General features: G+C 69.3%; 22 protein-coding genes, 2 tRNA genes and 1 pseudogene. 17 read left to right on the plus strand and 8 right to left on the minus strand.

The annotated features are described in order from the left end of the window. Positions 1–40 precede the first annotated feature (40 nt). The 4 genes from AC5JOC_RS17855 (at position 41) to AC5JOC_RS17870 (ending at position 3,599) form a co-directional block, all read left to right on the plus strand. On the plus strand, positions 41–1,003 hold the full coding sequence (locus AC5JOC_RS17855) for a LysR family transcriptional regulator (RefSeq protein ID WP_494246940.1): 963 nt from the start codon (positions 41–43) through the stop codon (positions 1,001–1,003). Continuing rightward, on the plus strand, positions 996–2,516 hold the full coding sequence (gene gltX / locus AC5JOC_RS17860; RefSeq protein WP_124769071.1) for a glutamate--tRNA ligase: 1,521 nt from the start codon (positions 996–998) through the stop codon (positions 2,514–2,516). The genes AC5JOC_RS17855 and gltX overlap by 8 nt, the downstream gene beginning before the upstream one ends. Further along, on the plus strand, positions 2,513–3,433 hold the full coding sequence (locus AC5JOC_RS17865; RefSeq protein WP_494246941.1) for an NAD(P)/FAD-dependent oxidoreductase: 921 nt from the start codon (positions 2,513–2,515) through the stop codon (positions 3,431–3,433). The genes gltX and AC5JOC_RS17865 overlap by 4 nt, the downstream gene beginning before the upstream one ends. Before the next feature lie 91 nt (positions 3,434–3,524). Beyond that, positions 3,525–3,599 (plus strand) — tRNA-Gln (locus tag AC5JOC_RS17870). A gap of 107 nt (positions 3,600–3,706) precedes the next feature. On the opposite strand, the gene AC5JOC_RS17875 is transcribed toward AC5JOC_RS17870, so the two are convergent. The 6 genes from AC5JOC_RS17875 to imuA' all read right to left on the minus strand — a co-directional run bounded on the left by AC5JOC_RS17875 (position 3,707) and on the right by imuA' (position 12,256). Continuing rightward, a complete protein-coding gene (locus tag AC5JOC_RS17875; RefSeq protein WP_494246942.1) occupies positions 3,707–4,318 on the minus strand; it encodes an arsenate reductase/protein-tyrosine-phosphatase family protein in 612 nt (203 codons plus the stop codon). After that, positions 4,315–5,721 (minus strand): tyrosine-protein kinase domain-containing protein, encoded by a 1,407-nt coding sequence (locus AC5JOC_RS17880; RefSeq protein ID WP_494246943.1) that lies wholly within the window; start codon positions 5,719–5,721, stop codon positions 4,315–4,317. The genes AC5JOC_RS17875 and AC5JOC_RS17880 overlap by 4 nt, the downstream gene beginning before the upstream one ends. 107 nt (positions 5,722–5,828) lie before the next feature. Further along, positions 5,829–6,305, minus strand: a complete 477-nt coding sequence (locus AC5JOC_RS17885) for a DapH/DapD/GlmU-related protein (RefSeq protein WP_079002213.1) — start codon at positions 6,303–6,305, stop codon at positions 5,829–5,831. A gap of 154 nt (positions 6,306–6,459) precedes the next feature. Then, a complete protein-coding gene (locus tag AC5JOC_RS17890; protein ID WP_274499724.1) occupies positions 6,460–9,882 on the minus strand; it encodes an error-prone DNA polymerase in 3,423 nt (1,140 codons plus the stop codon). 44 nt (positions 9,883–9,926) lie between these two features. Further along, positions 9,927–11,522, minus strand: coding sequence for a DNA polymerase Y family protein (locus AC5JOC_RS17895; RefSeq protein ID WP_137241895.1), 1,596 nt, complete (start codon positions 11,520–11,522; stop codon positions 9,927–9,929). Beyond that, positions 11,519–12,256, minus strand: coding sequence for a DnaE2-dependent mutagenesis accessory factor ImuA' (gene imuA', locus AC5JOC_RS17900; RefSeq protein ID WP_193555816.1), 738 nt, complete (start codon positions 12,254–12,256; stop codon positions 11,519–11,521). The genes AC5JOC_RS17895 and imuA' overlap by 4 nt, the downstream gene beginning before the upstream one ends. 141 nt (positions 12,257–12,397) lie before the next feature. On the opposite strand from imuA', the gene AC5JOC_RS17905 reads away from it, so the two are divergent. Continuing rightward, positions 12,398–13,099: an SOS response-associated peptidase gene (locus AC5JOC_RS17905; RefSeq protein WP_079705628.1), complete on the plus strand. Its 702-nt coding sequence runs from the start codon at positions 12,398–12,400 to the stop codon at positions 13,097–13,099. A 172-nt stretch (positions 13,100–13,271) separates the two neighbouring features. Here AC5JOC_RS17905 and AC5JOC_RS17910 read toward each other — a convergent pair whose 3' ends face one another. Next, positions 13,272–13,475: a cold-shock protein gene (locus AC5JOC_RS17910; protein WP_056006986.1), complete on the minus strand. Its 204-nt coding sequence runs from the start codon at positions 13,473–13,475 to the stop codon at positions 13,272–13,274. Positions 13,476–13,849: 374 nt separating this feature from the next. On the opposite strand from AC5JOC_RS17910, the gene AC5JOC_RS17915 reads away from it, so the two are divergent. Next, the gene (locus AC5JOC_RS17915; RefSeq protein WP_085510601.1) at positions 13,850–14,944 is read left to right on the plus strand and encodes a fatty acid desaturase family protein; all 1,095 of its coding nucleotides are present in this window, start codon (positions 13,850–13,852) and stop codon (positions 14,942–14,944) included. Between the two features lie 10 nt (positions 14,945–14,954). Here the strand turns inward: AC5JOC_RS17915 and AC5JOC_RS17920 are convergent, their stop codons facing one another. Then, complete coding sequence (locus tag AC5JOC_RS17920; protein ID WP_124769078.1) at positions 14,955–15,593, minus strand: MBL fold metallo-hydrolase; 639 nt, start codon at positions 15,591–15,593, stop codon at positions 14,955–14,957. Between the two features lie 83 nt (positions 15,594–15,676). Between AC5JOC_RS17920 and AC5JOC_RS17925 the strand changes: the two genes are divergently transcribed. From AC5JOC_RS17925 to AC5JOC_RS17975, 11 genes and pseudogenes are all read left to right on the plus strand, one after another. After that, positions 15,677–16,579, plus strand: a complete 903-nt coding sequence (locus AC5JOC_RS17925) for a diacylglycerol/lipid kinase family protein (RefSeq protein WP_411558183.1) — start codon at positions 15,677–15,679, stop codon at positions 16,577–16,579. Positions 16,580–16,687: 108 nt separating this feature from the next. Continuing rightward, a tRNA-Glu gene (locus AC5JOC_RS17930) sits at positions 16,688–16,760 on the plus strand. Positions 16,761–17,654: 894 nt separating this feature from the next. Next, a complete protein-coding gene (locus AC5JOC_RS17935; protein WP_494246944.1) occupies positions 17,655–17,981 on the plus strand; it encodes a trypsin-like serine peptidase in 327 nt (108 codons plus the stop codon). 571 nt (positions 17,982–18,552) lie between these two features. Continuing rightward, positions 18,553–18,906 carry a hypothetical protein gene (locus tag AC5JOC_RS17940; protein ID WP_494246945.1) on the plus strand — a complete coding sequence of 118 codons (354 nt, stop codon included), beginning with the start codon at positions 18,553–18,555 and terminating at the stop codon, positions 18,904–18,906. Positions 18,907–19,595: 689 nt separating this feature from the next. Beyond that, a complete protein-coding gene (locus AC5JOC_RS17945) occupies positions 19,596–20,027 on the plus strand; it encodes a DUF4333 domain-containing protein (protein WP_494246946.1) in 432 nt (143 codons plus the stop codon). A gap of 191 nt (positions 20,028–20,218) precedes the next feature. Continuing rightward, positions 20,219–21,715 (plus strand): 3-isopropylmalate dehydratase large subunit, encoded by a 1,497-nt coding sequence (gene leuC, locus AC5JOC_RS17950; RefSeq protein ID WP_079705635.1) that lies wholly within the window; start codon positions 20,219–20,221, stop codon positions 21,713–21,715. Further along, positions 21,715–22,312, plus strand: a pseudogene (gene leuD / locus AC5JOC_RS17955) (3-isopropylmalate dehydratase small subunit). The gene leuC and the pseudogene leuD overlap by 1 nt, the downstream one beginning before the upstream one ends. Positions 22,313–22,331: 19 nt before the next feature. Further along, on the plus strand, positions 22,332–23,702 hold the full coding sequence (murA, locus tag AC5JOC_RS17960) for a UDP-N-acetylglucosamine 1-carboxyvinyltransferase (protein ID WP_064296294.1): 1,371 nt from the start codon (positions 22,332–22,334) through the stop codon (positions 23,700–23,702). A gap of 12 nt (positions 23,703–23,714) precedes the next feature. Next, complete coding sequence (locus AC5JOC_RS17965) at positions 23,715–24,449, plus strand: lysophospholipid acyltransferase family protein (RefSeq protein WP_494246947.1); 735 nt, start codon at positions 23,715–23,717, stop codon at positions 24,447–24,449. A 37-nt stretch (positions 24,450–24,486) separates the two neighbouring features. Next, positions 24,487–25,578 (plus strand): NAD(P)H-dependent glycerol-3-phosphate dehydrogenase, encoded by a 1,092-nt coding sequence (locus tag AC5JOC_RS17970; protein WP_229938610.1) that lies wholly within the window; start codon positions 24,487–24,489, stop codon positions 25,576–25,578. Continuing rightward, entirely contained in the window at positions 25,481–26,572 is a 1,092-nt protein-coding gene (locus AC5JOC_RS17975) for a D-alanine--D-alanine ligase family protein (RefSeq protein WP_192005136.1), read from the plus strand. The genes AC5JOC_RS17970 and AC5JOC_RS17975 overlap by 98 nt, the downstream gene beginning before the upstream one ends. Positions 26,573–26,581 lie beyond the last annotated feature (9 nt).

The raw sequence follows: 26,581 nt of genomic DNA on the forward strand, positions 1-26,581 counted from the left end.
ACTCTCGATGAGAACCATAACGAGGGATTATGCTTCGAGGGTGTCCACCCTCTCACCGCAGCCCTCGTCATCGGCCCTCGACGCCGGTTCCCTCCTCGTCGTCGGCGCCATCGCCTCGACCGGGTCGATCACGGCCGCCGCGCACGCGCTCGGCTCGAGTCAACCGGCGGTGAGCCAGCATCTCCGCCGGCTCGAGCGTCGGCTCGGCATGCCGGTCGTCGAGCGCGTCGGTCGGGGCGTCCGCCTCACCGAGGCCGGTGCGATCCTCGCCGGACACGCGGTGGCGGTGGACCGAGCGGTGCGCGCGGCGTCCGAGGAGGTCGCGGCACTCGCGGGGTTGCGGAGTGGGCGGGTGCGCCTCGTCGCCTTCCCTTCGGCGTCGTCGATGCTCGTGCCGCAGCTCCTCGCTCGCCTGGCCGACGAGCATCCGGGGATCGGGGTCTCCTTCGTCGAGGCCGAACCGCCGGAGGCCGTCGCCGCGGTCCGTGCCGGTGAAGCCGACGTCGCGATCACCTTCAGCTACCCGGACGATCCGGACGACCCGCATCGGGAGAGCGCGGCCGGACTCCGCGTGCGCCGGTTCGGCACCGACCCGATGCGTCTCGTGCTCCCGGTCGGCCACGCTCGAGCCGGTGATCGGCAGGTCGACCTCGCGGCCCTCGCCGGTGAGCGTTGGATCGCGGGTTGTCCGCGTTGCCGAGGTCATCTCCTCGGTCTCTGCCGGTCGAGCGGCTTCGAGCCCGTCATCGCGCACGAGACCGACAATGCGATCGCGGTCACCGCCCTGGTGGCGGCCGGGCTCGGCGTCGCCCTGCTACCCACCCTCGCGCTCGCGGCCGCACAGCTGCCGACCGAGGTGGTCGTGCTGCCGACGCGCAACGACGACGACCGGGCGCTCCACCTCGTCAGCGCCGAGCACGCGGACCGTATCCCCGCCGTCGCTGCACTCCTGCGGATCGCCGCGTCCGTGGGCGGCGCGACTAAGATGACAGGCGATGTCTGACACGATTACGCACCCCTTCTCCACGGCTTCCGGCACCGACGTCCGCGTCCGGTTCTGCCCGTCGCCGACCGGCACGCCCCACGTCGGTCTCGTCCGCACGGCGCTGTTCAACTGGGCGTACGCCCGGCACACGGGGGGCAAGCTCGTCTTCCGGATCGAGGACACCGATGCCGCTCGCGACAGCGAGGAGAGCTACGAGCAGCTCGTCGACGCGCTCACGTGGCTGCGGCTCGACTGGGACGAGGGCGTCGGCGTCGGCGGACCCCACGCGCCGTACCGGCAGTCCGAGCGGAGCGACATCTACGCCGACGTGATCGCACGGCTGACGGCTGCCGGGCACCTCTACGAGAGCTTCTCGAACGCCGACGAGATCGACGCGCGCAACGAGGCGGCCGGCCGGCCGAAGCAGTTCGGGTACGACAACTTCGACCGCGACCTCACCGACGAGCAGCGCGCCGCGTTCCGAGCCGAGGGCCGCGAGCCGGCGCTCCGTCTGCGGGTCCCGGACGACGACCTCAGCTTCGACGACCTCGTGCGCGGTGAGATCACCTTCCCGGCCGGGTCGTTCACGGACTTCGTCCTCGTGCGCCCGAACGGCAAGCCGCTCTACACGCTCGTGAACCCCGTCGACGACGCCATCATGCAGATCACCCACGTCCTCCGCGGCGAGGACCTGCTGCCGTCGACGCCGCGGCAGATCGCGCTGTACCACGCGCTCATCGACATCGGCCTCACGACCTTCGTCCCACGGTTCGGTCACCTGCCGTACGTCATGGGCGAAGGCAACAAGAAGCTCTCCAAGCGCGACCCGGAGGCGAACCTCTTCCACCACCGCGACCGCGGCTTCGTGCCGGAGGGGCTCATCAACTACCTCGCGCTGCTCGGATGGTCGCTGAGCGGCGACCGCGACGTCTTCTCGATCGACGAGATGATCGCCGCGTTCGACGTCGTCGACGTCAACCCGAACCCGGCGCGCTTCGACCTCAAGAAGGCGGAGTCCATCAACGGCGACCACATCCGACTGCTGGAGCCGGCCGACTTCCTCGGCCGCATCACGCCGTATCTCGTCGAGGCCGGTGTGGTGAGCGAGCCCGTCACCGAGGCGCAGCAGGCCGTGCTCGAGCAGGCCGCCCCGCTCGTCCAGGAGCGCATCGCGCTGCTCGGCGAGGTCCCCGCGCTCCTCGGCTTCCTGTTCCGCGGTGCCGCGGAGCTCGAGTACCAGGACGACGCGCTCAAGGGTCTTCCGGCGAACGCCGGCGAGGTGCTCGCCGCGTCCATCGGCGCGCTCGAGCTCGTCCCCGAGTCGGAGTGGACGGCCGGATCGATCCAGGACGCGCTCGCCGGTGCGCTCATCGAGGGCCTCGGACTGAAGCCCCGTATCGCCTACGGCCCGCTGCGCGTCGCGGCGTCCGGGCGTCGGATCTCCCCGCCGCTCTTCGAGTCGCTCGAGATCCTCGGGAAGACGGAATCGATCACGCGACTCGATCGGCTCTCCGCGCACCTCGCGTCATGAGCGACTCGTACGACGTCGTCGTCGTCGGCGCGGGACCCGCGGGACTCTCGGCCGCGCTGAACCTGGCGCGCGCGCGTCGGCGCATCCTCGTGCTCGACGGCAATCGCCCACGGCACGCTGCGACGCTGCGCTCGCACGGCTTCCTCACCCGCGACGGCATCGCTCCGCTGGATCTCCGGCGAATGGGGCGCGAGGAGGTCGCCGCGTACGCGAACGCGGAGGTCCAGTTCGCGTCCGTGCAGTCGATCGAGGCGACCGCTGACGGCTTCCACGTCGTCGCCCAGGGGGTCCGCGGCGAACCGGATCGCGACGTCGTGACCCGGACGGTCGTCGTCGCGAGCGGTCTCACGGAGACGCTGCCGAAGGTCGCGAACCTGCGGGCCTTCTACGGAACGGATCTGCACAGCTGCGTCGAGTGCGACGGGTACGAGAAGGCCGACGCGCCGCTCGCGCTCATCGGCGAGACGACGGACCTGGCGGAATGGGCGATCCTCATCGCACAGTGGTCGTCGGACCTCATCGTCTTCACGAACGGCACCGACACCGTCACCGGCCCCGAGGAGGCCGCGCTCGCTTCCGCGGGCATCCGGGTCGAGCGCGGAGCGATCGCGGAGCTCGACGGCGGTCGCGACGGCTTCACCGGTGTCCGCCTCGCCGACGGTGCGCTCATCCCGCGCTCCGGGGGCTTCGTGCGGCCGCAGTGGGCCGCGCCCCTCGGATATCTGGAACAGCTCTCACTCGATCGCGACACCGACGGGTACGTCGTGGTCGACGCCTGGGGTCGCACGTCCGTGCCGGGCGTGTACGCCGCCGGGGACATCACGCCTCCCGGTCCGCAGCAGCTCATCGTCGCGGCCGGGAACGGCGCTCGGGTGTCCAGAGCACTCAACCGGGACCTCGCGGGCGTCCCCGGCTGAGCGACCCGCGACGCGCCCGGGACGCTTCGATTTGAGACGGCCGCCTCCGTAGGCTAGTGTTGTTCTTCGGTCGGGGCTTCGGTTCTGACAGTGGGGTATGGTGTAATTGGCAACACGACTGATTCTGGTTCAGTTGTTCTTGGTTCGAGTCCAGGTACCCCAGCCAGACGGCAACATCACGACGAAGGCCCGCGATCACCTCGCGGGCCTTCGTCGTTTGCGGCGTGCTCGGCCCGTCCGTGGGCCGGTGGGCGCAGTGGCACACCGACGTCCTCAACGAGGCCCCGAATCCTCCTCGACGGCAGTGCGCTCGAACGCGATGATGCGCTCGACCGCCGGGGCGATCTGCGACGCCATCCGACGGAAGACCTCCGGGCCCTGACCGAACGGGTCGACGACGTCGTCCTGGGCCGGATCCGGGAGTCGTGCGCTCGTCCGGTTGGCCGCCAGCTCGGGGGCAAGACGCATCCAGCGCGCTGCTCGCGCGCGGGGGAGTCGTCCCGAGTCGACGGTGTCGAGGAGCCGGGCGAACTCACGCAGGGAGAAGGTCCGACGCAGCGCCTCCGGGCACAGCCTGAGGACGGCGCTGCGATGCTCCCGCGTCATGGTGAGGACGACGTCCTGTCGAGCCACGAGGCCGGCGGTGAGCTGCGTCGCGGTGAAGCCGGCTGCCGTCGCGGCGAGTGGACCGAGCAACGCCGCGCTCGAGGCGTCGATCGGGTGTCCGCGCAGCGCGCCCGTCCCGGCGCTCCGCACCTCGAAGCCGGACGCGTCGACCTCCGACAGCCCGCCGCCGAGGAGGAACTCGGCATACGGGGATCGACAGATGTTGCCGGTGCAGACGATCAGGATCCGGGTCGGAGGCGGATCGAGCGGGGTGTTCATGCCGTGGTCCGCCGTGGTCGACGCGTCGGGGCGGTCCGGTGGTAGTACGCGTAGGACGACGACTGCTCTCCTCGAGCCACCTCGATGCGGTTGAGGACGACCCCGAGGAGCTTCGCCTGGACGAAGCTGAGGTTCTCGAGGGACTGCCGGAGCTGGTCGCGGTGCAGTCGGCCGTCGGCCGACGCCACGAGCAGGACGCCGCTCGCAAGGGTCGACAGTGCTGTCGGGTCCGAGACGTTGATGAGCGGGGGCGTGTCGATGACCACCACGTCGTACGCGCGTTCCATCTCGGAGAGCGCACGCTCCATCGCCGCTGATCCGAGGAGTTCGCTCGGATTCGGCGGCAGCTCGCCGGAGGTGAGGACGGCGAGACGCCCCGCCCCGTCGACCGCTTGCGAGGCATCGCCGAGGCTGATCCTGCCGGTGAGCACGGTCGTGAGCCCGACCGCACCCTCGAGACCGAACATCTCGTGCTGGCGGGGTCGGCGCAGGTCCGCATCGACGAGGAGGACGGAGTTCCCCGCCTCTGCGAGGACGAGCGCGAGGTTCGCCGCGGTGGTGCTCTTCCCCTCGCCCGGGACCGAGGACGTGACCATCACACTGCGGAGTCCGCCGTCGATGGAGGCGAACTGGAGGTGTGTCCGAAGCTGCCGGAAGCTCTCGGCGCGCCGGCTGTAGCTCTCCGTCGATCCGAGGATGAGTTGGGCCGCGTCGGTGGGTTCCGTGTGGAAGGCGCCGAGGATGCTCGTGTCCGTGAGCTTCTCGATCGCCGAGCGACCGCGGAGTCGGGTGTCGAGGACCTCGATGAGCAGCGTGATCCCGACGCCCAGGGCGAGGCCGGCGAGGATGCCCACCGCGAGGTTCTGCAGCACGTTCGGCGCGACGGGGGACCGGGGTGGAGACGCCTCTTCCACGATCGTCAGCCCGACCGGGGTCGGATCGCCCAGCGCACCGGCGGAGTCCACCTCGTTGGCGCTCTCGACGTCGTCGACGAGGTCGACGAGCACCTGGGCTGCGGTGTTCGCGATGCGGGCTGCCGCAACCGGATCGCTGTCGACGGCGGAGATGTCGATCAGGACCGACTGCGCGGGATTGGACGCTGAGATCGTCCCGATGAGCGACGCGGGGTCGAGGTCGAGGCGGTCGGCCACCGTGGACCGCACGGTCGAACCGGTGGCGAGGATCACGTACGAGGCGACGCGGCTCTGGGCGAAGGCGTTGCCCTGATTGAGGTCGCCGACGGAGTCGCCGCCGGTGACGGCGACGAACAGCTGGCCCGTCGACTGGTACACGGGTTGGGTGATGAGGGTGTACCCGTGGGCGAGCGCCGCTGCTCCCGCGGTGATCGCGACGATGAGCAGCCAGCGATGGCGGAGGATGCGCAGGTAGTCCTTCAGGTCCATCCTGATATGTTAGTCGTCTGACATGTGCGTCGCGTCCGGCGGAGACGACGCAGGGCCCGGACTCACGAGTCCGGGCCCTGCATGACGGTGGTGGAGCGGTCTGCCGGTCAGGCGGCCTTCCCGAACCGGTCGGTGCCGTTCGCACGAGGTCGGCGCGGGGCGCGGTTCGTCTGACGGACCGTCGGTTCGGTCATGACCGGTCGTTCACTGCCGACCACGGTGCGGTCTGCGACCCTGGCATCCCGATCGACGCTCGCGCCGTGGGCGACCTGGACGTCGGCGCCGAGACGGGCGTCGCTTCCGACCCGCGCTCCGCGTCCGATGACACAGCGCTCCCCGATGTGGACGTTCGCGCCGATGAAGGCGCCTTCGCCGATCACCGCGGACCGGTCGATCCAGGTTCCGGCACCGATCCAGGCGTTGGCACGGATGTCCGCGTCAGCCTCCACGAAGGTGGTGCGTTCGATGAACGCCGACGGATCGATCAGTGCACGAGCTGCGACCATGCCCTTGCCGTTCGGGTGGTGACGGTACCGTTCCACCTCGCCGGTCCGGCCTTCGATCTCTTCGTACACTCTCGCCATGGGTGACCCCCTTCTGGTCTACTCAACACTGGGGACAACGCCGGGTGGCTCCCGGTCATTCCTTCCCGGGGCCTGCCTGGGAATCCCATGAGTCTCGTGCTGTGCTGTAGAGGGTGTTCGGAGGAGGAGCCCGCCGCGGTTTGGTCGTGACGGGTCATTGGAAGTCGCGCGAACGGGTGTTCGCCCCGATCCGGAGCGCTTCCAACCGATCCGCCACCAGATTGACGATGCCTTCCGGTGATCGCTCCAGCATGCCGCGGACCACCATCGCCGGGGCTTCCCTGGCCACGCGGCGATACCGGTTCCAGACGCCGACACTGCAGATCACGTTGACGAGTCCCGCTTCGTCCTCGAGGTTCATGAAGGTGATGCCGCTCGCCGTCGCCGGCCGTTGCCGATGCGTCACGACACCCCCGACCTCCACGCGACGGTCCGTCTGCGCCGTCAGGAGTTCGTCGGACCGCAGCGCACCTCGTCGTGTGAGTTCGGCACGGACGTGGCGGATGGGGTGGTCGTCGGTCGACATCCCGGTCGACCAGATGTCGGAGATGAGTTGTTCGGCGGCCGTCGGAACCGGGAGCAACGGCGGCTGCACGGTCGTGAACGTCCCCTCGAGCTGGTCGGGACGATGCCGACTGGCCTGCGCTGCGCCCCACATCGCCTCACGACGGGTGAGGCCGAATCCGTCGAAGGCGCCTGCCGCCGACAGCGACTCCAACTGCGAGGAGCTCAGGCCGATCCGCCTGGCCAGGTCGGCCTGGCTGGTGAACAGCCCTCCGGACTCCCGTTCGGCGACGATCCGCTTCGCGAGCTCCTCACCGATCCCCTGGACGGAGGAGAGTCCCAGCCGGACGGCGAGTGCGCCGTCGCGCCGGTGTCCTGCCGAATCGTCGGGAAGGAGCGGATCGAAGAGCCCGGTCGGCCCCTGTTCGTGTTCGAGGCAGCGCGTGCGCCCGCCGGGAGCGACCGGGGCGCCGGGGGTGGCCTCCGGGTCGAGCGCTTCGAGGCCGGCCTGTGCGCCGGAGCGATGCAGATCGGGACGCAGGACGGAGACGCCGTGTCGGCGGGCGTCGGCGACGAGGGTCATCGGCGAGTAGAACCCCATGGGCTGCGCGCGGAGCAGGGCCGCGAGGAAGGCCCCCGGGTAGTGCAGGCGCAGCCAGGCGCTCACGTAGACGAGGAGGGCGAAGCTCAGGGAGTGGCTCTCGGCGAAGCCGAAGTTGGCGAAGGCCTGGATCTTGGCGTACACGGCATCGGCGTCCGCACCGACGATGCCGTTACCGGCCATGCCGAGGTACAGCGTGTCCTTGAGGCTCTCGATCTTCTCCTCGCCGCGCTTCGATCCCATCGCCCGGCGCAGGAGGTCAGCATCCTCGGCCGAGCACCCACCGACGGCCATCGCCATCTGCATGAGCTGCTCCTGGAACAACGGCACGCCGAGCGTGCGTTCGAGGACCGGTTCGAGGCTCGGGTGGAGGTAGGTGATGGGCTCCTGGCCGGTCTTCCGGCGCAGGTAGGGGTGCACCGCGCCGCCCTGGATGGGCCCAGGGCGGATCATGGCGACCTCGATGACGAGATCGTAGAACCGGCGGGGGAGCAAGCGCGGCAGCATGCCCATCTGCGCGCGGCTCTCCACCTGGAAGACCCCGATGGTGTCGGCCCGGCAGAGCTGGTCGTAGACCCCTGCTTCGTCCTTCGGGATGGTCTCCAGGGTCCAGCGCTCCCCGGTGTGCTCGGCCACGAGGTCGAAGCAGTACTGGATGGCCGAGAGCATGCCGAGACCCAGGAGGTCGAACTTGACGAGACCCATCCAGGCGCAGTCGTCCTTGTCCCACTGGAGGACCGTGCGACCGTCCATGCGCCCGTGCTCGATCGGGCAGACCTCGCCGACCGGCCGATCGGTCAGCACCATGCCACCCGAGTGGATGCCCAGGTGCCGGGGCAGGGTGAGCATCTGCTGCGCAAGACCGACGACGCGCTCGGGGATGTCGTGGTCGGCGCTCGACATGACCCCGCCCCAACGCTCGACCTGTTTCGACCAGGCGTCCTGCTGACCGGGGCTGTACCCGAGCGCCTTGGCGGTGTCGCGGACGGCGAACTTCGGCCGATAGCTGATGATGTTCGCGACCTGAGCGGCGTTGCGGCGCCCGTAGGTCTCGTAGACGTACTGGATGGCCTCCTCGCGCCGGTCGGAGTCGAAGTCGACGTCGATGTCGGGCTCCTCCTCCCGCATGCTGGAGAGGAACCGTTCGAACGGCAGCTCGTAGAAGATCGAGTCGACGGCGGTGATCCCGAGCAGGTAGCAGACGGCCGAGTTCGCGGCGGAACCGCGTCCCTGGCAGAGGATGCCCCGGCCGCGGGCGAAACTGACGATGTCGTGCACGATCAGGAAGTACCCGGGGAAGTCCTTCTGCTCGATGACCTCGAGCTCCCGTTCGATGCGTCGGAGGTGTTCGGGAGTGGCGTCGGGGTACTTGACGGGGACGGCTTCGAGCACGAGGTGCCGAAGCCAGCTCATGGGCGTATGGCCCTCCGGGACGCGCTGTCGCGGGAGCTTCGGGCGGACCGCCCGCAGGCTGAAGGCGAGTTCGTCGGCCAGCTCGACGCTCCGTGCCACCGCTCCGGGATATCTGGCGAACCGGTCCGCCATCTCGGCTCCGCTCCGCAGGTGCGCGGTTCCGGCCGCGGGAAGCCATCCGTCGAGCTCGTCGAGGCTGCGTCGTGCTCGGACGGCCGCCAGCGCGGTCTGGAGTCGATGCTGCTCGGGCGTGGCGTAATGGACGTTGCCCGTGGCGACGACGGTGAGGTCGAGCAACGCCGCGATCTCGGCGAGTGCATCGTTCTCCGCCGAGTCCTCCGGGTGGCCGTGGTCGCTCAACTCGACGACGACGTGCTCCGGACCGAACAGGGCGACGAGTCGGTCGACCGCGGCGGCGGCGGCCTCCAGACCGTGCTCACGGAGCGCGGTGCGGACGAACCCCTTGCGGCACCCGGTGAGCACGGTCACGTGGCCGGCGACGGAGGCGGCGAGCCGCTCGAGGTCGTAGATCGGGTGGCCCTTCTCGGCTCCGTCGGCGAGTTGTGCGTCCGTGATCGCGCCGGCCAGGCGGTGATACCCCTCTGCTCGACGGGCGAGCAGGAGTAGATGATGCCCGACGGGGTCGGGGACGCCGTTCTGCGGCCGGTCCAAGCCGATGGACAGTTCGGCACCGTAGACCGTCCGGAGGTCGGGGAACCGTTCCGCCGCCTCGGCCATCCGGACGACGCCGTAGAAACCGTCGTGGTCGGTGAGCGCGAGCGCGTGCAGGCCGAGTGCCGCAGCCTCTTCGACGAGCCGCTCCGGCGGGCTCGCGCCGTCGAGGAAGCTGAAGCTCGAGTGCGCGTGGAGTTCCGCATAGGGGACCCGCGTCGTCGTCGGGCGCTGCTCCGGTGGTTCGGGGACGTACGGTTGACGCTTCCGCGACCAGGCCGGGCTGTCCCCGCCGTCGGCTCCCAGCGGCAGGGTGGCCGGTCGGCTCGCGTCGGACAGACGGCGCTCGAACTCCGACCATGAGACCGGGGGGTTGTTCCATCCCATGCTGGGCTCCTTCGTCATGCGGTGCGGTGCGGACGTGATGCGGTTCAGTCGTAGCGGGCCTCGGCCCTCCAGTGCTGCTCCTCCAGCAGGAGGAGCCAGGCCTCACCCGAGTCGTCGAGGACCTGGAGACGGTGGACGCGATGGTGGCCGTCGTCGTCCCACCAGCGTTCGTCGATGCTCCAGGGGCCGGCCCAGCCGTCGATGACGTGCCAGTCCGAGAGGGCGAAGAACCGTGCGGGCGCTGCACTCACGGTGCTGCGCTCGTCGACCGCCACGGCCAGTCCCGTCGCGTCGACGACCTCGACCGGCACGGCGGTGTCGAAGACGGTCGACGGAGCCGCTCCCGGGATGGTCCCGGGCCAGGGCCGGTTCCTGCGTTCGGCCACGGCCGCCTCACCACCCGGTGGAACACTGCCCCAGGGGACCAGGATGCGGCGGTCGAGGAGGAGGCGTCCGCCGGACGGCACCGCGGTCACGACGCCGTCGTGACCGAGCATGCTCTGGACGCGGGCGAGTCCGCTGTGGATGCGTTCATCCGGTCCGCTGCCCCAGAGCCCTTCCTCGTGTTCCGCGGCGTCGTCGAGGGTCTCCGGGACGACCTCGACGAGTTCGACGGGGGAGGCGAGTCCGTGATCGATGTTGGACGCGCCCTGCAACTGCCAGCGCACGCGATCGAGGACGTCGCCGGCGGTGAACCAGCGTGGGTGGAGCCAGGTGCGGGTGGAGCGCTCCCCGCGCTCGCTCCGCATGCTGATCGTGATCGCGGTGGTCACGAGGCCGGCCTCGGCCAGGCCGGTGATGAACCGTTCCGCGGACTGCCGGAACCCGAAGGTCAGCTGGTCGATGCGGTCGAGCGGGGGCTCGAAGGCGATCGACACGGCCAGCTCCGTCGGCGGCACGCGAGGGACGACGCTTCGGGCGTCCGCGCCGGCTGCGAGGCGGTGCGCTCGGGCGCCGTCGGGGCCGAAGCGGTCGCGGACCTCGGTCGCGGGCAGTGCGCCGAACGCCCCCAGGGTGCTGATCCCGAGCCGGTGCAGCAGTGAGCTGAGTTCGGGGCGCCCGAGTGTGGACAGGGGGAGTGGGGCCAGGAAGGCGGGAGAGGCTCCGGAGGGGATGACGATGATCCGGGAACCGTCCTGCTGGAACGCGGTGGACCTCGCGGCCTGCTCCGCGGCGAAGGGGCCGTCGGCGATGCCGATCCGTGCATCGGGGACACCGAGCTCGTCGAGGCGGGCCAGGAGGACCTCCGCCGCAGCCGACTCGCCGCCGTAGTATCTGCTCGGTCCTCGGGATCGGATGGCGCAGAGCCCGGCCCGGAAGGGCTGGACGCCCGGCATGAGCTCCTCGATGCCGAGGAGGATCGGCTCGAAGGCGCGGGTGTCGACGACCGGGTCGTAGTCGGCGGTCGCCAGTTCCGGACAGCGGGCCTCAGCCTCGCGGACACGGAGTCCTCGCCGCACTCCTGCTCGACGTGCGGTGGCGTCGCAGGCCAGGACCTCACCATGCTCGACCAGGGCCAGCGGAGCGTCGGTCGTGTCCTCGGACAGCGTCCCGGAGAGTCGTGCCGCCACGATCGGCCAGTCGGGGCACCAGAGGACCATGGTGCGCTCGACCGGTCCCGCAGGCGGTTCGGTCGTCATCGGTTCACGACCATCGGGAGCCGGACGACCGTGTCGTCGTCGAGGAGGCCGGAGCCGGCGAGCGGCGCGGTGCGACCCTCGGTCGATCCCAGGGGCAGCGTCAGGTGTGCGGTCCTGGGCCGGCCCGCAGCCCCCTGGCCGAGCATCGAGCTGACGGTGAGCCGCCGATGCCGGAGATGTCCGTGCCCCGCCCCGAGGCCGCTCCAGGAGCTCTCGGTCACGCGCAACGTCGCATCGCTCTGCGGCCAGGAACCGAGGACGATCAGTGCGGCCTCGCGCTGCCGGAGGCGAGCCGCGAGTCTGGCGGCGTCGCTCGGGGCGATCCGTCCGGGAGGCGCTGTGATGAGCACGCCGGCGACGTCGGCCATGGCCGCGGTGACCGTGAGCCAGTCCGGACCGGGCTGGGGGACGAGGACGAGTCGTTCGAGGTCGATGCCCATGGAGGCCGCCGCCTCCACGCCGAACGACGGGAGACCGATGACGGCGCACCAGGTCCCGGCTGCGGACGGTCCGGCCATGAGCGACATGGCGAGTGCCGTGGAGCCGAGCACGGAGTAGCTGCCTCCGGCCTGGAGGGCGCCACCGGGCAGGAGCCGGGAGAGCTCAGGAGCGGTCGGCAGGGATCGGGTGTCGAGGCGCGTCCCCTGCATCCGCTTGATGCGCCCCTGGAGTTCGTGCAGCTCGGTCGCGGTGTCCGCCCTGACGGGGGAGTCGACGAGTGCGCGGAGGGCCATGGCTCAATATTCGAACATATCTTCGAACAAGTCAACCGGCTCGATCCGGTCTCGACGACGACTGACGGATGACTCGACCATGGTCCTGCATCCCACCGACACGCGGTCCGCGGTGTCAGCAGCGCCCGGTACGCTGGGCCCATGTGCGGACGTTTCGTCGTGACCGAATCCACCGAGGAACTCATCGAGCTCTTCGACATCGACCACGCGGCTGCCGAGCTGCCCGGGCCCTCGTACAACGTGCGCCCGACCGAGCAGATCCCGATCATCCTCGACTCGGTGAAGACGGGGCCGGTGGTCCGCCGGCTCGAATCGGCGCGGTGGTCACTCGTGCCGTCGTTCGCCACCGAGTTGAAGAGTCAGTACCCGACCTTCAACGCTCGCGCGGAGGAGGTCACCACCAAGCCCACGTTCGCGCCATCGGTCAAGCAGAAGCGCGCGTTGGTCCCTGCCGCCGGGTACTACGAGTGGCACACCGAGGGTGCGACGAAGACCCCGTACTACGTGCAGACCGCTGGTGGTGAACCGATCGTCTTCGCGGCCCTCTACTCGTGGTGGCGCGACCGCTCGCTACCGGACGACGACCCACGGCGTTGGGTGCTGAGCGCGACCATCCTCACGCGGCCGGCGGTCGGTCCCTTGCAGGAGCTGCACCCACGGACGCCCGTGACGCTGCCTCCGGAATGCTGGGACGCCTGGCTCGATCCGCACCACGAGGCCGACCAGGACGAGGTCGACGAGATGGTGTCCGCAGCGACCGACGTCGCGGAGCAGCTCGTCTTCCACCGGGTGGCGCCGTTGCAGGGCGATGGTCCTGAGCTCATCCTCCCCGTCCAGGAGTAGCCGCAGGAGAGTCGCCCGGAGGCGCGGAACGGAACCGCCCCGGAAACACGAAACCCACCCCGGACACACAGAACCGCCCCTGACGCGAACGTCAGGGGCGGTTCTCGGTGTCTCAGACGCGAGGGCTGGAATGACCGGCCGCTCGGATCGTCAGCTCCGACTGATCAGAGAATCAGAGGGGGCGGATGTTCTCGGCCTGCAGGCCCTTGGGGCCCTGGTTGGTCTCGAACTCGACCTTCTGGTTCTCCTCGAGCGAGCGGTAGCCGCTCGTCGCGATGGCGGAGAAGTGTGCGAAGACGTCGGCGCTGCCGTCGTCAGGAGTGATGAATCCGAAGCCCTTTTCGGCGTTGAACCACTTCACAGTTCCAGTTGACATGTATTTCCTCTTTCATGAGTGACCGTTCCCGACTTTCGGGCCCGTTCGTCGCGGTGTTCTTTGCTCGCTCCTCAGAAAAGCAGCGTATCCATCGGTGGAAACGCGGCTTGAAATACCTGCGCAACACAACAACTTCGATCCACGTTAGCCCATCTCGGCTCGAAACGGCAGCCGAACACGTAACGGATTGGCCAATTCTGCGTCTTTTCTCGACAACTGGCGGGTGAGTGGCCTGATCTGGGGTCGGATGTCGTGATGTGGGGTGATTCTTCAGACACCGACCGTAGGCTGTGGCCATCTGCAGAGCTCGCGCTCGTCCGAGCATCCGCTCATCGCCCCGGCTGGGAAGTCGACACGATTCCTCCGGAGTGCCCATGTCAACTGAAGCCATCCTCGGCCCGGTTCGTGCCACGAGCCCCCGCAAGCCCGGCGCTGCGAACGTCACCAGCTCCTACTCGTCGCTGTTGAAGACGGTTCGCGAAGCGGGACTCCTCCGCCGCCACCGCACGTTCTACATCCTCACGTTCTCGTTCCTCGTGATCGCGCTCCTCGGCTGCGTCACCGGGTTCGTCCTGCTCCGCGAGTCCTGGTTCCAGCTGCTCATCGCCGGCGCGCTCGGCATCATCCTCACCCAGTTCGCCTTCCTCGCCCACGAGGCCTCGCACCGCCAGGTCTTCGAGTCGGGCCGCGCGAACGACCGCGCCGGCCGGTTCCTCGCGGCGGGCATCGTCGGCATCAGCTACTCGTGGTGGATGACGAAGCACACGCGCCACCACGCGAACCCGAACCAGGTCACGAAGGACCCCGACATCGAGATCGACACGATCTCCTTCATCGAGGAGGACGCTGCCAAGGCCAAGGGCCTGCAGGCCCTCATCACCCGCAAGCAGGGCTACCTCTTCTTCCCCCTCCTCATGTTGGAGGGCATCAACCTCCACGCGCTGTCCTTCAAGACCCTCTTCGGTCCGGGCAAGGTCGACGGCCGCGCCGCCGAGATCAGCATGATCGTCGCCCGCGTCGGTCTGTACCTGGCCGCGATCTTCCTCTTCCTGCCCGTCGGCATGGCGTTCGCGTTCCTCGGCGTCCAGCTCGCGGTCTTCGGCGTCTACATGGGTGCGTCCTTCGCGCCGAACCACAAGGGCATGCCGATCATCCCGGCCGACATGAAGCTCGACTTCCTCCGCAAGCAGGTGCTGACCTCGCGCAACGTCCGCGGCTTCGGCATGGCCACCTTCATGGGCGGCCTGAACTACCAGATCGAGCACCACCTGTTCCCGAGCATGCCTCGCCCGGCTCTGGCTCGTGCTCGCGTCATCGTGCGGGAGCACTGCGAGACCCAGCAGGTGCCGTACACCGAGACGACCCTGCTGCAGTCCTACGCCATCGTCATCGAGTACCTCAACCGGGTCGGCCTCTCGGCCCGCGACCCGTTCGACTGCCCGGCGGCGGCGAACTTCCGCCGCCGGTAGTCGACCGGTCTCAGACCTCGAGCGTGTCGAGCGGGGCGAGCGGGTAGTAGGTCCCGCCGCCCTGTTCGGTCGCCCACTGCAGGCGGTCGTGCGACATGCTCTGTCCCGGCCCCGAGAGCACCATCTCGTGCGTCCCGAACGCGCGCTTCGGCGCGACGGCGGTGACGAAGTCCATGCCCTCGGAGATCTTCATCCACGGTGCACCCGCCGGGGCGGCCAGGACGTCGACCTCGACGCCCTCGGGGACGGCGAAGGAATCGCCGGGGTAGTACACGAGGTCGTTGATGAGGACGCCCACGTTGTCGATCACCGGGATCGACGAATGGATGACCGCGTGGGTCCCGCCGAAGAAGCGGAGCGTGAAGGGCCCCGCTTCGACCACGTCTCCCGGGGCGACGACGGTGATGTCGTACCCGTCCGCGGCGGCGGCCACACCGGCCGGTCCGTAGAGGACGGCCTCCGGGCTCGCGGCGAGGATGCGGTCGAGGTGCTCCGCGGTCCAGTGGTCGGGGTGCAGGTGCGTGATCAGGACCGCCGCGGTGTGCTCCACATCGGCGATCGGGGACGTGAACGCGCCCGGGTCGACGATCAGCTTGGCGCCGTCCGTCTCGAGGAGGAATGCTGCATGTTCGAACTTCGTGAGTCTCATAGGACGAGTGAATACCGTGGGAGCGCCGGGGGCAACCCGGTCGTCCGGGTATCCACCCGCCGTGGGCCTGTCAGAATCGGCAGGTGACCACGCAGCCCCGACGCATCGGCGTCGCCATCAACCCGACCGCGTCGTTCGGCTCGACCCGAGCCGTGGGCCCGATGGTGCTCGACGCCCTCGAGCAAGCCGGGCATCGCGCCGTCCGCCTGCAGGAGCAGACCGTCGGACAGCTCCGGAGTGCGGTGCAGACTGCGATCGAGGCCGGGTTGGACGCGCTCGTCGTCGTCGGTGGCGACGGCATGGTGAGTCTGGCCGTCGAGGCGGTACGTGACTCGGGCCTGCCGTTCGGCGTGGTCCCGTCCGGTACGGGCAACGACATCGCCAGGGGACTCGGGATCCCGCTGGGGGATCCCACAGCCGCGATCGCGTCCCTGCTCCGTGCGCTCGAGGGCGAGCCGCGCGTGATCGACGCCGGCACGGTGACCGACGGCGAGCGGACGACCTGGTTCGTCGGTGCGGTGTCCGCAGGCTTCGACGCCCTCGTCAACGAACGGGCGAACCGCATGCGACGGCCGCGCGGGCGCAGTCGGTACACGATCGCGATCCTCCGTGAGCTCCTCGCCCTCCGCGCGCGTCGATACGAGCTGACCGTGGACGGGGCGCCGGAGACGGTCGACGCCGTCCTCCTCGCCGTCGCGAACAACACCTCGATCGGTGGCGGCATGCTCATCGCGCCACAGGCGGACCTTGCCGACGGCCGATTCGACCTCTTCGTCGTCGCACCCGTGTCACGGTTCCGGTTCCTCCGGCTGTTCCCCAAGGTCTTCTCGGGTGCCCACACGGATCTCGACATCGTGCGACTGTCGCGGGTCCGTTCGGTCTCGATCGCCGCGGACGGCGTCACGGCCTATGCCGACGGGGAGCGCATCGGTCCGCTGCCGGTCACGATCGATGTGGTCCCCGGTGCCCTCCGCGTGCTCGCCTGAGCCTGTCCGGCCGACCGCGACCACCGCGCGACACGCCCGTCGGATGCCGCTGGTGGCCTCGATTTGTACGGCTCGAAATCGTATGGCATACTCATATCCGTTGCTTACGGCCCCATCGTTTAGCGGCCTAGGACACCGCCCTCTCACGGCGGCAGCACGGGTTCAAATCCCGTTGGGGTCACAACACCGAACGAAGCCTCGCTTTCCTGAGTCATCAGGGAGCGGGGCTTCGTTCATTTGGCGGCTCGAACGTGCCCCGGGATGTCCACGCAGGCCCTCCGGGGTGCGCGGAAGGCAGGGCCCGCACCGATCTCGCCGAGTGCCGCTGCGTGCTAGCTTGGCCGGGTGACCGTGAAGCAGAAGCGCCGCGCTCCGGCGACAGCCGCAGTCCTGATCCTCGCCGCCCTGCTGACGGGGTGCTCCATCCCGGTGACGGGGGAGCCCGTAGCCGGCGGTGCAGGCCCCGTCGTCGACGTCGCCGGCGGCACCGACGACACCCTGCGCAAGGACTTCGACGCGAGTCCCCAGGAGGTCAACGACTACTGGACCGACGACAAGTTCGGGGGAGCGACGGCACCGGACCTGAAGCCGGGGGAGGACACGCTCACGGGTGACCAGGCCACCGGCGTGGTCGTGCACCCCAGTACCGGTGTCGGTCCCGACGTCGACGTCAAGGCCATCGCCCCGACAGCAGCCGGCGACCCGTACCCGGCGACCGGACTGGCGGCGGCCACGCAGGGACGTCTCTACTTCTCCATCGGTGGCGCCACCTACGTCTGTTCCGCGAGCGTCGTCAACGCCCCGACCATGGACCTCGTCCTGACGGCGGGCCACTGCGTCTGGGACACGTACGGCAAACAGCTCGCCGAGAACATCATCTTCATCCCGGCCGACGCGGCCAACGGCCAGACCCAGCCCTACGGGCAGTGGGCCGGGGTCAGCACCTACGTCCCCGACGAGTTCACCAGTGAGGCGACGTCGGACGCCAGTGGTGCGACGAGCGGCAACGGCTGGGCCTACGACTTCGCCTTCATCCGACTCGCCCCGAACGCGTGCGGGTCAGAAGATCCAGGAGGTGACCGGCGGTCAGGGCATCTCCTTCGGTACCCCGCCAGAGGGCATCACCGTGATCGGTTACCCGTCGGCCGCCCCGTTCGACGGTCAGTCGCAGCGCTACTGCGCGAGCCAGGCCGCCACCAAGGGCTATGCCGGCTACCGGGTCGACTGCCTCATGACCCCGGGTTGCTCGGGCGGCGGCTGGCTCACCCGGCTGGATCCAGCCACCGGCGCCGGGTACGTCACCTCGGTCACCTCGCGCGGCGACGGTTCCTGGCTCGAGGGCCCCGTCCTCGGACAGCGGGCGCTCACCCTGTACAACGACGCTCTGGCGGAGGGGTCATGACCGCCCGCACGAGCATGACGCGACACCGTCGGCGGATCGGTGTCCTGGCTTTGGCCGGGAGCGCCGCACTCGCCTTGAGCGCCTGCACGACGCCCGGATCGGCGTTCCCCGACGCCGCCGCCCAGCAGAGGCTACATGCAGGATCTCGCCGAGGCGAGGTTCGAGCTGCTGTCAGCCCAGATCGGCCAGGCGCCGGACGTGATCGGGTCGGCATACGTCCACGCCGTCTCGGGAGACCTCGAGTCGCACGAGAACGACTCGGTGGTCCTCTTCGGCGACCCGACCGCCTCGTTCAGCCAGGACAAGGGCTCCGCCGACGGCGACACCGTCGACATCTATCACCAGGCGGGAGTCGACTACGACCTCCTGCTGCTCGGCGGTGAACTCAAGGAGCTCGCGCCGACGGAGTGGGTGGCCGTCCAGACGCAGTACGTGGCCGAGGAGGACGCGGAGGGGTCACTCGGACCCGCCTGCGTCTACCCGGGCATCTCCATCGCCTGCGACATCTACTCCGCGGTCGAAACGACCCGCAGCTCGGGGGACGGCGTCGCTCAGCAGCGTCGTGGTCTCGATGCGGAACGACGGCTCCTCACAGATCTCGACGAGCGCGAGCCTCGAGAGCGTGCTGGCCGTCGGGACGCTCTTCGACCTCCCGGACGACCTCGTGTCGTCGTTCAGCGAGGACGACCTGGCGACCCTCCTGCCGGTGACGATCTTCCAGAACGCCGAGGGCGGCCTCGTGAAGATGGAGTTGAGCGGGACGGTCGAGAGCGAGACCAAGCTGCAGTTGCAGGCCGGCTTCGAGGTGTCGGGTACGTCGACGCTCGAAGACCTGCCGACCGCACCATCAGGATTCGACGTGACGGTGATCCCGGCGGCCGATCAGGCCGCGTTCTGGGATCGGATCGAGGAGTTGAGGAAATGACCGACGACCAGAAACCCGAGGACCTCGGAAAGCCCCCGGTCGGCGGCCCCCTGCGCCCCGACCAGCAGCCGCCGGGATTCCCCGACCCGAACGCACCCCGCCTGGAGTTCGGACCGGGAAGCCCGCAGCGTCAGACGCCGCCGCAGAACGGTGCACCCCAGAACGGCGCGCCGCAGGGTCAGAACGGACCACCGCAGGGCGTCCCGTCGCAGAACGGCCCGTCTCAGCCGTCCGCACCTGGTCAGACCGGCGGAGGGCCCCGTCCGCAGGGAGGCGCCCCAGGGCAGCAGCCCAACGGTCCTGCGCCGCAACCGCCCGCCCAGCCCGGAGCGCCGTTCGCCGGCGCGCCCGGTGGGCAGCCGTGGGTGCAGCAGCAGCGGCCCTCGAACGCAGGCTCCGAACCAGCAGCCGCAGCAGCAGGGGCGGCCAGGCGGTCCGGACGGGTTCCGGCCCCCGACATCGAACTGGTCAGCCCGGTCACGCGCCCGGGGGTCCTCAGCAGGGTCGGGCCCCCGGCCAGGCTCCACAGGGACGTCCGCTCGGCGCGCCGCAGGGCCAGCCTCAGAGCCAGCCTCAGGGGCCGCAGGGTCAGCCGCCCTACGGTCAGGCACGCCCGACCGGGCCACAGCCCTTCGGTCCGGGACAGGCGCAGCACCCGAACGGCCCGTTCCAGCCAGGTCCACAGCAGCATGGATCGCAGTCCGGCCCACAGCAGACCGGTCCGTTCCGTCCCGGCCCCGAGTACGGCGGCGACCGGCCAGCAGCCTGCTTCGGAGCCGAAGGCCGCCCGCAAGCCGCTCGGGCGCAAGCTCTGGATCGGCGTGCTCATCGGTGCGGTCGCCGCATCGCTCATCGCCGTCCCGCTCACCCTCCTCTCGGTCGGTCGCCTGTTCACGCCGATGCTCGACCGCGGCTCGGTGCAGACCGGTGTGGCCGAGGTGCTCAAGCAGGACTTCGGCCTCGCAGACGTCGAGAAGGTCGAGTGCCCGAGTGATCAGCCGGCCACGACCGGGACACAGTTCGAGTGCACCTTCTCGTACAACGCGAAGAGCTACCCGGTGGCCGTCGAGGTCATCAACGACCAGGGGCAGTACCGCGTCGGGATCGACGCGCCGAAGTAGCACGGTGTCGGCACCGGCGTCCCCTCGAGCGACGACGGTGCCGACGGCTTCGCCACGGACCGGGTGGTACGCTGGGCGAATGTTGTCCGGGCTGCTCCTCCTTCCCAGCCGCGACGAGGCCTAGTTCCAGGCTCCCTCGTCGCGGAGGTCGCTGACGCCTGACCACTCATCGTTTGAAGGAATTCCACGACATGTCGCAGCTGAACGCCGATCCGTCCGTCCCGAGCATTCCCGAGCACCCGCGCACGCTCGCCGAGAAGGTCTGGGACGACCACCTCGTCGTCAAGGGCGAGGACGGCACGCCCGACCTCATCTACATCGACCTGCACCTCGTCCACGAGGTGACGAGCCCGCAGGCCTTCGACGGTCTGCGCCTGGCCGACCGGCCGCTGCGTCGCGTCGACCTGACGATCGCGACCGAGGACCACAACACCCCGACGCTCGCGATCGACAAGCCGATCGCCGACCTCACGAGCCGCACACAGATCGAGACCCTCCGTCGCAACGCCGCGGAGTTCGGGGTGCGGATCCACTCCCTCGGCGACCTCGACCAGGGGATCGTCCACGTCGTCGGTCCGCAGCTCGGCCTCACGATGCCCGGGATCACGGTCGTCTGCGGCGACTCGCACACCTCGACCCACGGCGCCTTCGGGGCCATGGCCTTCGGCATCGGCACCAGCGAGGTCGAGCACGTCATGGCCACGCAGACGCTGCCGTTGAAGCCGTTCAAGACCATGGCGATCACCGTCGAGGGCACGTTGCGGCCGGGCGTGACCGCGAAGGACATCATCCTCGCCGTCATCGCGAAGATCGGCACCGGCGGTGGGCAGGGCTACGTCCTCGAATACCGCGGCTCGGCGATCCGTGCGCTCTCCATGGAGGGCCGCATGACGATCTGCAACATGTCGATCGAGGCCGGGGCCCGGGCCGGCATGGTCGCCCCGGACCAGATCACCTACGACTACCTGCAGGGCCGCCCGCACGCTCCGACCGGAGCCGACTGGGACGAGGCCGTCGCCTACTGGGACACCCTCGCGACCGATGAAGGCGCCGCCTTCGACGCCGAGGTCTTCCTCGACGCCGACACGCTGGAACCCTTCGTCACCTGGGGCACCAACCCGGGCCAGGGCGTCTCGCTCAGCGAGAACGTGCCCGACCCCGCGGCCATCGCCGACCCGAACGAGCGGTCCGCCGCCGAGCGCGCCCTGGAGTACATGGCGCTCGAAGCCGGCACCCCGATGAAGGAGATCCCGGTGGACGCGGTCTTCATGGGCTCCTGCACGAACAGCCGCATCGAAGACCTGCGGGCGTTCGCATCCGTCATCGAGGGCCGCACGAAGGCCGAGGGTGTGCGGGTCATGGTCGTCCCGGGTTCCGCCCGGGTTCGGATCGAGGCTGAGGCCGAGGGGCTCGACAAGATCATCACCGACTTCGGTGCGGAGTGGCGGTTCGCCGGATGCTCCATGTGCCTCGGGATGAACCCCGATCAGCTCGCTCCGGGGGAGCGCTGCGCCTCGACGTCGAACCGCAACTTCGAGGGTCGCCAGGGCAAGGGCGGCCGCACGCACCTCGTCTCGCCGCTCGTCGCCGCGGCGACCGCCATCCGCGGAACACTCTCCAGCCCTGCCGATCTCGAGGTCGAGCCCGGCAGACACGCCGCCACCGAGCAGGAAGGCGTGCACGCCTGATGGACAAGTTCACGACCGTCACCGGCGTCGCCGCTCCGATGCGGCGTTCCAACGTCGACACCGACCAGATCATCCCCGCCGTCTACCTGAAGCGGGTCACGAAGACCGGCTTCGAGGACGCGCTCTTCGCGGGGTGGCGTCAGGACCCCGATTTCGTCCTGAACCAGCCCGTCTACCAGGGTGCCAGCATCCTCGTCGCGGGGCACGACTTCGGCACCGGCTCGTCGCGTGAGCACGCCGTGTGGGCCTTGCGCGACTTCGGGTTCAAGGTCGTCGTGTCGTCCCGCTTCGGCGACATCTTCCGCGGGAACTCCGGGAAGCAGGGTCTCCTCGCCGCCCAGGTCAGCGAGGAGGAGCTCGAGCAGCTCTGGGCTGCGATCGAGGCCGCTCCCGGCGTCCGATTCCGTCGTCGACCTCATCGCCCGCACCATCACGGTCGGCGATCTCACGGTTTCGTTCCAGGTCGACGATTACACTCGGTGGCGGCTCATCGAAGGACTCGATGACATCGGGCTGACGCTCCGTAGCGAAGAGCAGATCACCGCGTTCGAGGCCCGGCGGCCGAACTGGCTGCCCCGCACCATTCCCGTCAAGTAGCAAGGCAGTAGGTACCGGTTTGAATTCACTCGTCCAGGCGTCACAGGCGGCAGGCTCGTCGGTCGGACTCGATGTCGACCGCATCACGATCAACGGCGGTATCCCGCTCAGAGGCCGCATCGAGGTCAAGGGTGCCAAGAACCTCGTGACCAAGGCGATGGTCGCGTCGCTGCTCGGCGAGAACGTCAGCGTCCTGCGCAACGTGCCGAACATCAGCGACGTCCGGGTCGTCCGCTCCCTGCTCGAGATCCACGGCGTGGACGTGACGGAGGGCGAGAACCCGAACGAGCTCCGCCTCGACCCGACCAACGTCGAGTCCGCCCACATGGAGGAGATCGACGCACACGCCGGCTTCTCCCGGATCCCGATCCTGTTCTGCGGGCCGCTGCTCCACCGCCTCGGGGCGGCGTTCATCCCCGACCTCGGAGGCTGCCGCATCGGCGACCGCCCCATCGACTTCCACCTCGACGCGCTCCGCAAGTTCGGCGCGGTCGTGGAGAAGCTCCCGCAGGGCATCCGTCTCTCGGCCCCGAACGGTCTGCACGGGACGACGGTGCATCTCCCGTACCCGAGCGTCGGCGCCACGGAGCAGGTCCTGCTCACGGCGGTCCGCGCCAAGGGCACCACGGAGCTCAAGGGTGCGGCGATCGAGCCGGAGATCATGGATCTCATCGCCGTCCTCCAGAAGATGGGCGCGATCATCTCCTACGAGCCCAACCGCGTGATCCTCATCGAGGGCGTGGACAAGCTCGAGGGGTACGACCACACGGCCATCGGCGACCGCAACGAGGCAGCGAGCTGGGCGTCGGCCGCGCTCGCGACCGACGGCGACGTCTTCGTCGGCGGCGCGAAGCAGCAGGACATGATGACGTTCCTCAACATCTTCCGCAAGGCCGGTGGCGGGTTCGACATCACCGACGACGGCATCCGGTTCTACCGCAAGGAGGAGCTGAAGCCCGTGGTCATCGAGACCGACGTGCACCCCGGCTTCATGACGGACTGGCAGCAGCCCCTCATCGTCGCGCTGACGCAGGCGACGGGCGAGTCGATCGTCCACGAGACCGTCTACGAGAACCGGTTCGGCTTCACGGACGCGCTCAACACCATGGGCGCGAACATCGTCGTGCACCCCAACGGGCTGTCGGGTACGCCTCGTCGCGTGCCGCGGCGCAACCTCGAGCAGGCCGCCGTGATCAACGGCCCGACGCCGCTGCACGGTGCCGACATCGAGGTCCCCGACCTCCGCGGTGGCTTCAGCCACCTCATCGCGGCGCTCACCGCCGAGGGCAAGTCGACGGTCAGCAACGTCGGCATCATCAGCCGTGGGTACGAGAACTTCATCGTGAAGCTCCAGCAGCTCGGTGCTGACTTCGTCCTCGAAACGAAGTAGTCCGCCGTGGGGGTGGAACGGTCGAGGCCGTCGATCTACTGGTTGCTGTCGTCGATCGCGATCCCGCCGTTCAGTGCTCTCGTCAAGCTCCGCGTCCGGCACGGCGAACGCCTGCCGCAGGAGGGGCCGTTCATCCTGTCGCCCAACCACGACAGCGAGTTCGACCCGCTGATCATGGGCGTGGCCGTCTGGCGGCTCGGGCGACAGCCCCGCTTCATGGCGAAGGGCAGTCTGTTCACGGTCCCGGTGGTCGGGTGGTTGTTGCGGAAGTCCGGACAGATCCCCGTCGAGCGCGAGGGCTCCGCCCGCGGGATGGACCCGGTCAGCGCCGCAGCACACCTGACCGAACGCGGGCAGGGCGTCGTCGTGTACCCCGAGGGTTCGCTCACCCGCGACCCGGGCCTGTGGCCGATGCGCGGGCGCACCGGCGCGGTCCGGATCGCCCTCACGCACGGCCTGCCGATCATCCCCGCTGCGCACTGGGGCACGCAGGAGGTCATGCCACGGTACGGCAGGCTGCGGGTGTTCCCCTTGCGGAAGCGCGTCGAGGTCGCCATCGGCGAGCCGGTGGACCTCTCGGCCTTCGCCGGGCGGCAGCTAGACTCGAAGACGCTGAACGAGGCGACCGAGGTCGTCATGCAGGCCATCACCGCCCTCTGCGAGGAACTCCGCGGTGCTCAAGCTCCCACGGAGCGTTGGGATCCCTCGAAACACCAGCAGAAGGAGACAGGCCGCTTTGAGTCCTAGGAACGTTCCGCAACCACCGGCCGCCACGAGGGTCGCCGTGCTCGGAGCGGGCAGCTGGGGCACGACGTTCGGCAAGATCCTCGCGGACGGTGGCTCCGACGTGGTCATGTGGGCCAGACGGCCCGAGCTCGCTCGCGAGATCACCGAAGCCAAGCGCAACAGTGACTACCTGCCCGGGATCAACCTGCCGATGCGGATGACGGCGACCGCGAGCATGGTCGACGCCGTGCGCGGTGCCTCGGTCGTGTTCCTGTCCGTCCCGAGCCAGTCCCTGCGCGACAACCTCATCGCGCTCCGCCCGCACCTCGAGGACGGCACCATCGTCGTCTCGCTCATGAAGGGCGTCGAGCGTCGCAGCGGATCCCGGATGAGCGAGGTCATCCGCGAGACCCTCGACATCGACCCGTCACGCATCGCCGTCGCCTCCGGCCCCAACCTCGCGCTCGAGATCGCCCGCGAGCAGCCGACGGCCGCCGTGATCTCCTCGGAGAGCCTCGAGACGGCGCAGACGGTCGCGCTCCTCGCGCGCAACCGGTACTTCCGCAGCTTCGTGAACACCGACGTCATCGGTACCGAGTTCGGTGGTGTGCTCAAGAACCTCATCGCCGTCGCGATCGGCATCGTCGACGGTGTCGGCTACGGCGAGAACACGAAGGCCTCCATCATCACCCGCGGGCTGGTCGAGATGACCGACTTCGCGGTGGCCCACGGCGCGCAGCCGGAGACCCTCTCAGGCCTGGCCGGGCTCGGCGACCTCATCGCGACGTGCCAGTCGCCGCTGTCCCGGAACAACACGGCGGGGCGTCTGCTCGGCCAGGGGTATCAGTTCGACGACGTCGTCAAACAGATGCAGCAGACCGCGGAGGGGCTCGCGTCCGTTGCACCGGTGCTCGAGCTGGCCAAGGCGAAGGGGGTCGCGATGCCCATCGTCGAACAGGTCAAGCAGGTGCTCGACGGCACGCTCGACCCGAAGGACATCGCACCGCACCTCACGACCGACGACGACGAACCCCAGGGGGAGAGAAGCAACGATGACGCACAAGACCGGAGTGGTGGTGCTCTTTGGAGGCCGTTCAAGCGAGCACTCGATCAGCTGCGCAACGGCGGGCGGCGTCCTCGCCGCGATTGACCGCGAACGGTACGACGTCTACCCGGTCGGGATCGCCCACGACGGCTCGTACGTCCTCGAGGTCGACGACCCGAGCCGGTACGCGCTCGACCCCGCGCACTTGCCGGAGGTCGACCCCTCGCGGCCGGCCGTGCGCTGGCCTGAGCGCGTCGGCAGCCGTGAGCTGACCGTGGTCGGGGAGGACGGCGTCCCGTTCACCCTCGGTCCCATCGACATCGTCTTCCCGATCCTCCACGGTCGGTTCGGCGAGGACGGCACCGTGCAGGGCATGCTCGAGCTCGTCGACCTCCCGTACGTCGGCTCCGGCGTCCTCGCGTCCTCCCTCGGTATGGACAAGCACTTCACGAAGACGGTGCTCCAGGCCGCCGGGATCGCCGTCGCGCCGTGGGTGCGGTTCACCGCCCACGAGTGGGCCACGGCACCCGAGGAGGTGCTCGCATCGCTCGGATCGCTCGGGTCACCGGCGTTCGTGAAGCCGGCGCGAGCCGGTTCGAGCGTCGGCGTGTCGAAGGTGTCGACGCCGGACGCGTTCCGTGCAGCGATCGAACTGGCCCTCGCCGAGGACTCGACCGTGCTCGTCGAGACCGGTCTGGTGGGCCGAGAGGTCGAATGTGCGGTCCTCGAGTCCCTCCCCGGCGAGGCACCTCGGGTCTCGGTGGCCGGCGAGGTCGTCGTGACCGGACGCGACTTCTACGATTTCGAGGCGAAATACCTCGACGCACCCGGTATCGAGCTCGTCTGCCCCGCCGACCTTCGTCCCGAGCAGTTGTCGGAGATGCAGGACCTCTCGCGTCGGGCGTTCGAGGCGTTGGGCTGCGCGGGGCTCGCCCGGGTCGACTTCTTCCTGACCGCGGACGGCTTCGTCGTCAACGAGGTCAACACCATGCCGGGGTTCACCCCGATCTCGATGTTCCCGAGCTGCTGGTTGGCCTCGGGGCTCAGCTACCCCGAGCTCATCACCGAGCTGATCGAGGTCGCGCGCGCCCGCTCCTGAACGGCAGCG

This window comes from Plantibacter sp. (genome assembly GCF_059073635.1).

What these genes read in the sequence shown, in the direction of transcription:
- gltX (WP_124769071.1), top strand. Translation starts at nt 996, where the DNA reads ATGTCTGACACGATTACGCACCCCTTCTCCACGGCTTCCGGCACCGAC.
- AC5JOC_RS17865 (WP_494246941.1), top strand. Translation starts at nt 2,513, where the DNA reads ATGAGCGACTCGTACGACGTCGTCGTCGTCGGCGCGGGACCCGCGGGA.
- AC5JOC_RS17875 (WP_494246942.1), bottom strand. Translation starts at nt 4,318, where the DNA reads ATGAACACCCCGCTCGATCCGCCTCCGACCCGGATCCTGATCGTCTGC.
- AC5JOC_RS17880 (WP_494246943.1), bottom strand. Translation starts at nt 5,721, where the DNA reads ATGGACCTGAAGGACTACCTGCGCATCCTCCGCCATCGCTGGCTGCTC.
- AC5JOC_RS17885 (WP_079002213.1), bottom strand. Translation starts at nt 6,305, where the DNA reads ATGGCGAGAGTGTACGAAGAGATCGAAGGCCGGACCGGCGAGGTGGAA.
- AC5JOC_RS17890 (WP_274499724.1), bottom strand. Translation starts at nt 9,882, where the DNA reads ATGGGATGGAACAACCCCCCGGTCTCATGGTCGGAGTTCGAGCGCCGT.
- AC5JOC_RS17895 (WP_137241895.1), bottom strand. Translation starts at nt 11,522, where the DNA reads ATGACGACCGAACCGCCTGCGGGACCGGTCGAGCGCACCATGGTCCTC.
- imuA' (WP_193555816.1), bottom strand. Translation starts at nt 12,256, where the DNA reads ATGGCCCTCCGCGCACTCGTCGACTCCCCCGTCAGGGCGGACACCGCG.
- AC5JOC_RS17905 (WP_079705628.1), top strand. Translation starts at nt 12,398, where the DNA reads ATGTGCGGACGTTTCGTCGTGACCGAATCCACCGAGGAACTCATCGAG.
- AC5JOC_RS17910 (WP_056006986.1), bottom strand. Translation starts at nt 13,475, where the DNA reads ATGTCAACTGGAACTGTGAAGTGGTTCAACGCCGAAAAGGGCTTCGGA.
- AC5JOC_RS17915 (WP_085510601.1), top strand. Translation starts at nt 13,850, where the DNA reads ATGTCAACTGAAGCCATCCTCGGCCCGGTTCGTGCCACGAGCCCCCGC.
- AC5JOC_RS17920 (WP_124769078.1), bottom strand. Translation starts at nt 15,593, where the DNA reads ATGAGACTCACGAAGTTCGAACATGCAGCATTCCTCCTCGAGACGGAC.
- AC5JOC_RS17940 (WP_494246945.1), top strand. Translation starts at nt 18,553, where the DNA reads ATGCGGAACGACGGCTCCTCACAGATCTCGACGAGCGCGAGCCTCGAG.
- AC5JOC_RS17945 (WP_494246946.1), top strand. Translation starts at nt 19,596, where the DNA reads ATGGATCGCAGTCCGGCCCACAGCAGACCGGTCCGTTCCGTCCCGGCC.
- leuC (WP_079705635.1), top strand. Translation starts at nt 20,219, where the DNA reads ATGTCGCAGCTGAACGCCGATCCGTCCGTCCCGAGCATTCCCGAGCAC.
- AC5JOC_RS17975 (WP_192005136.1), top strand. Translation starts at nt 25,481, where the DNA reads ATGACGCACAAGACCGGAGTGGTGGTGCTCTTTGGAGGCCGTTCAAGC.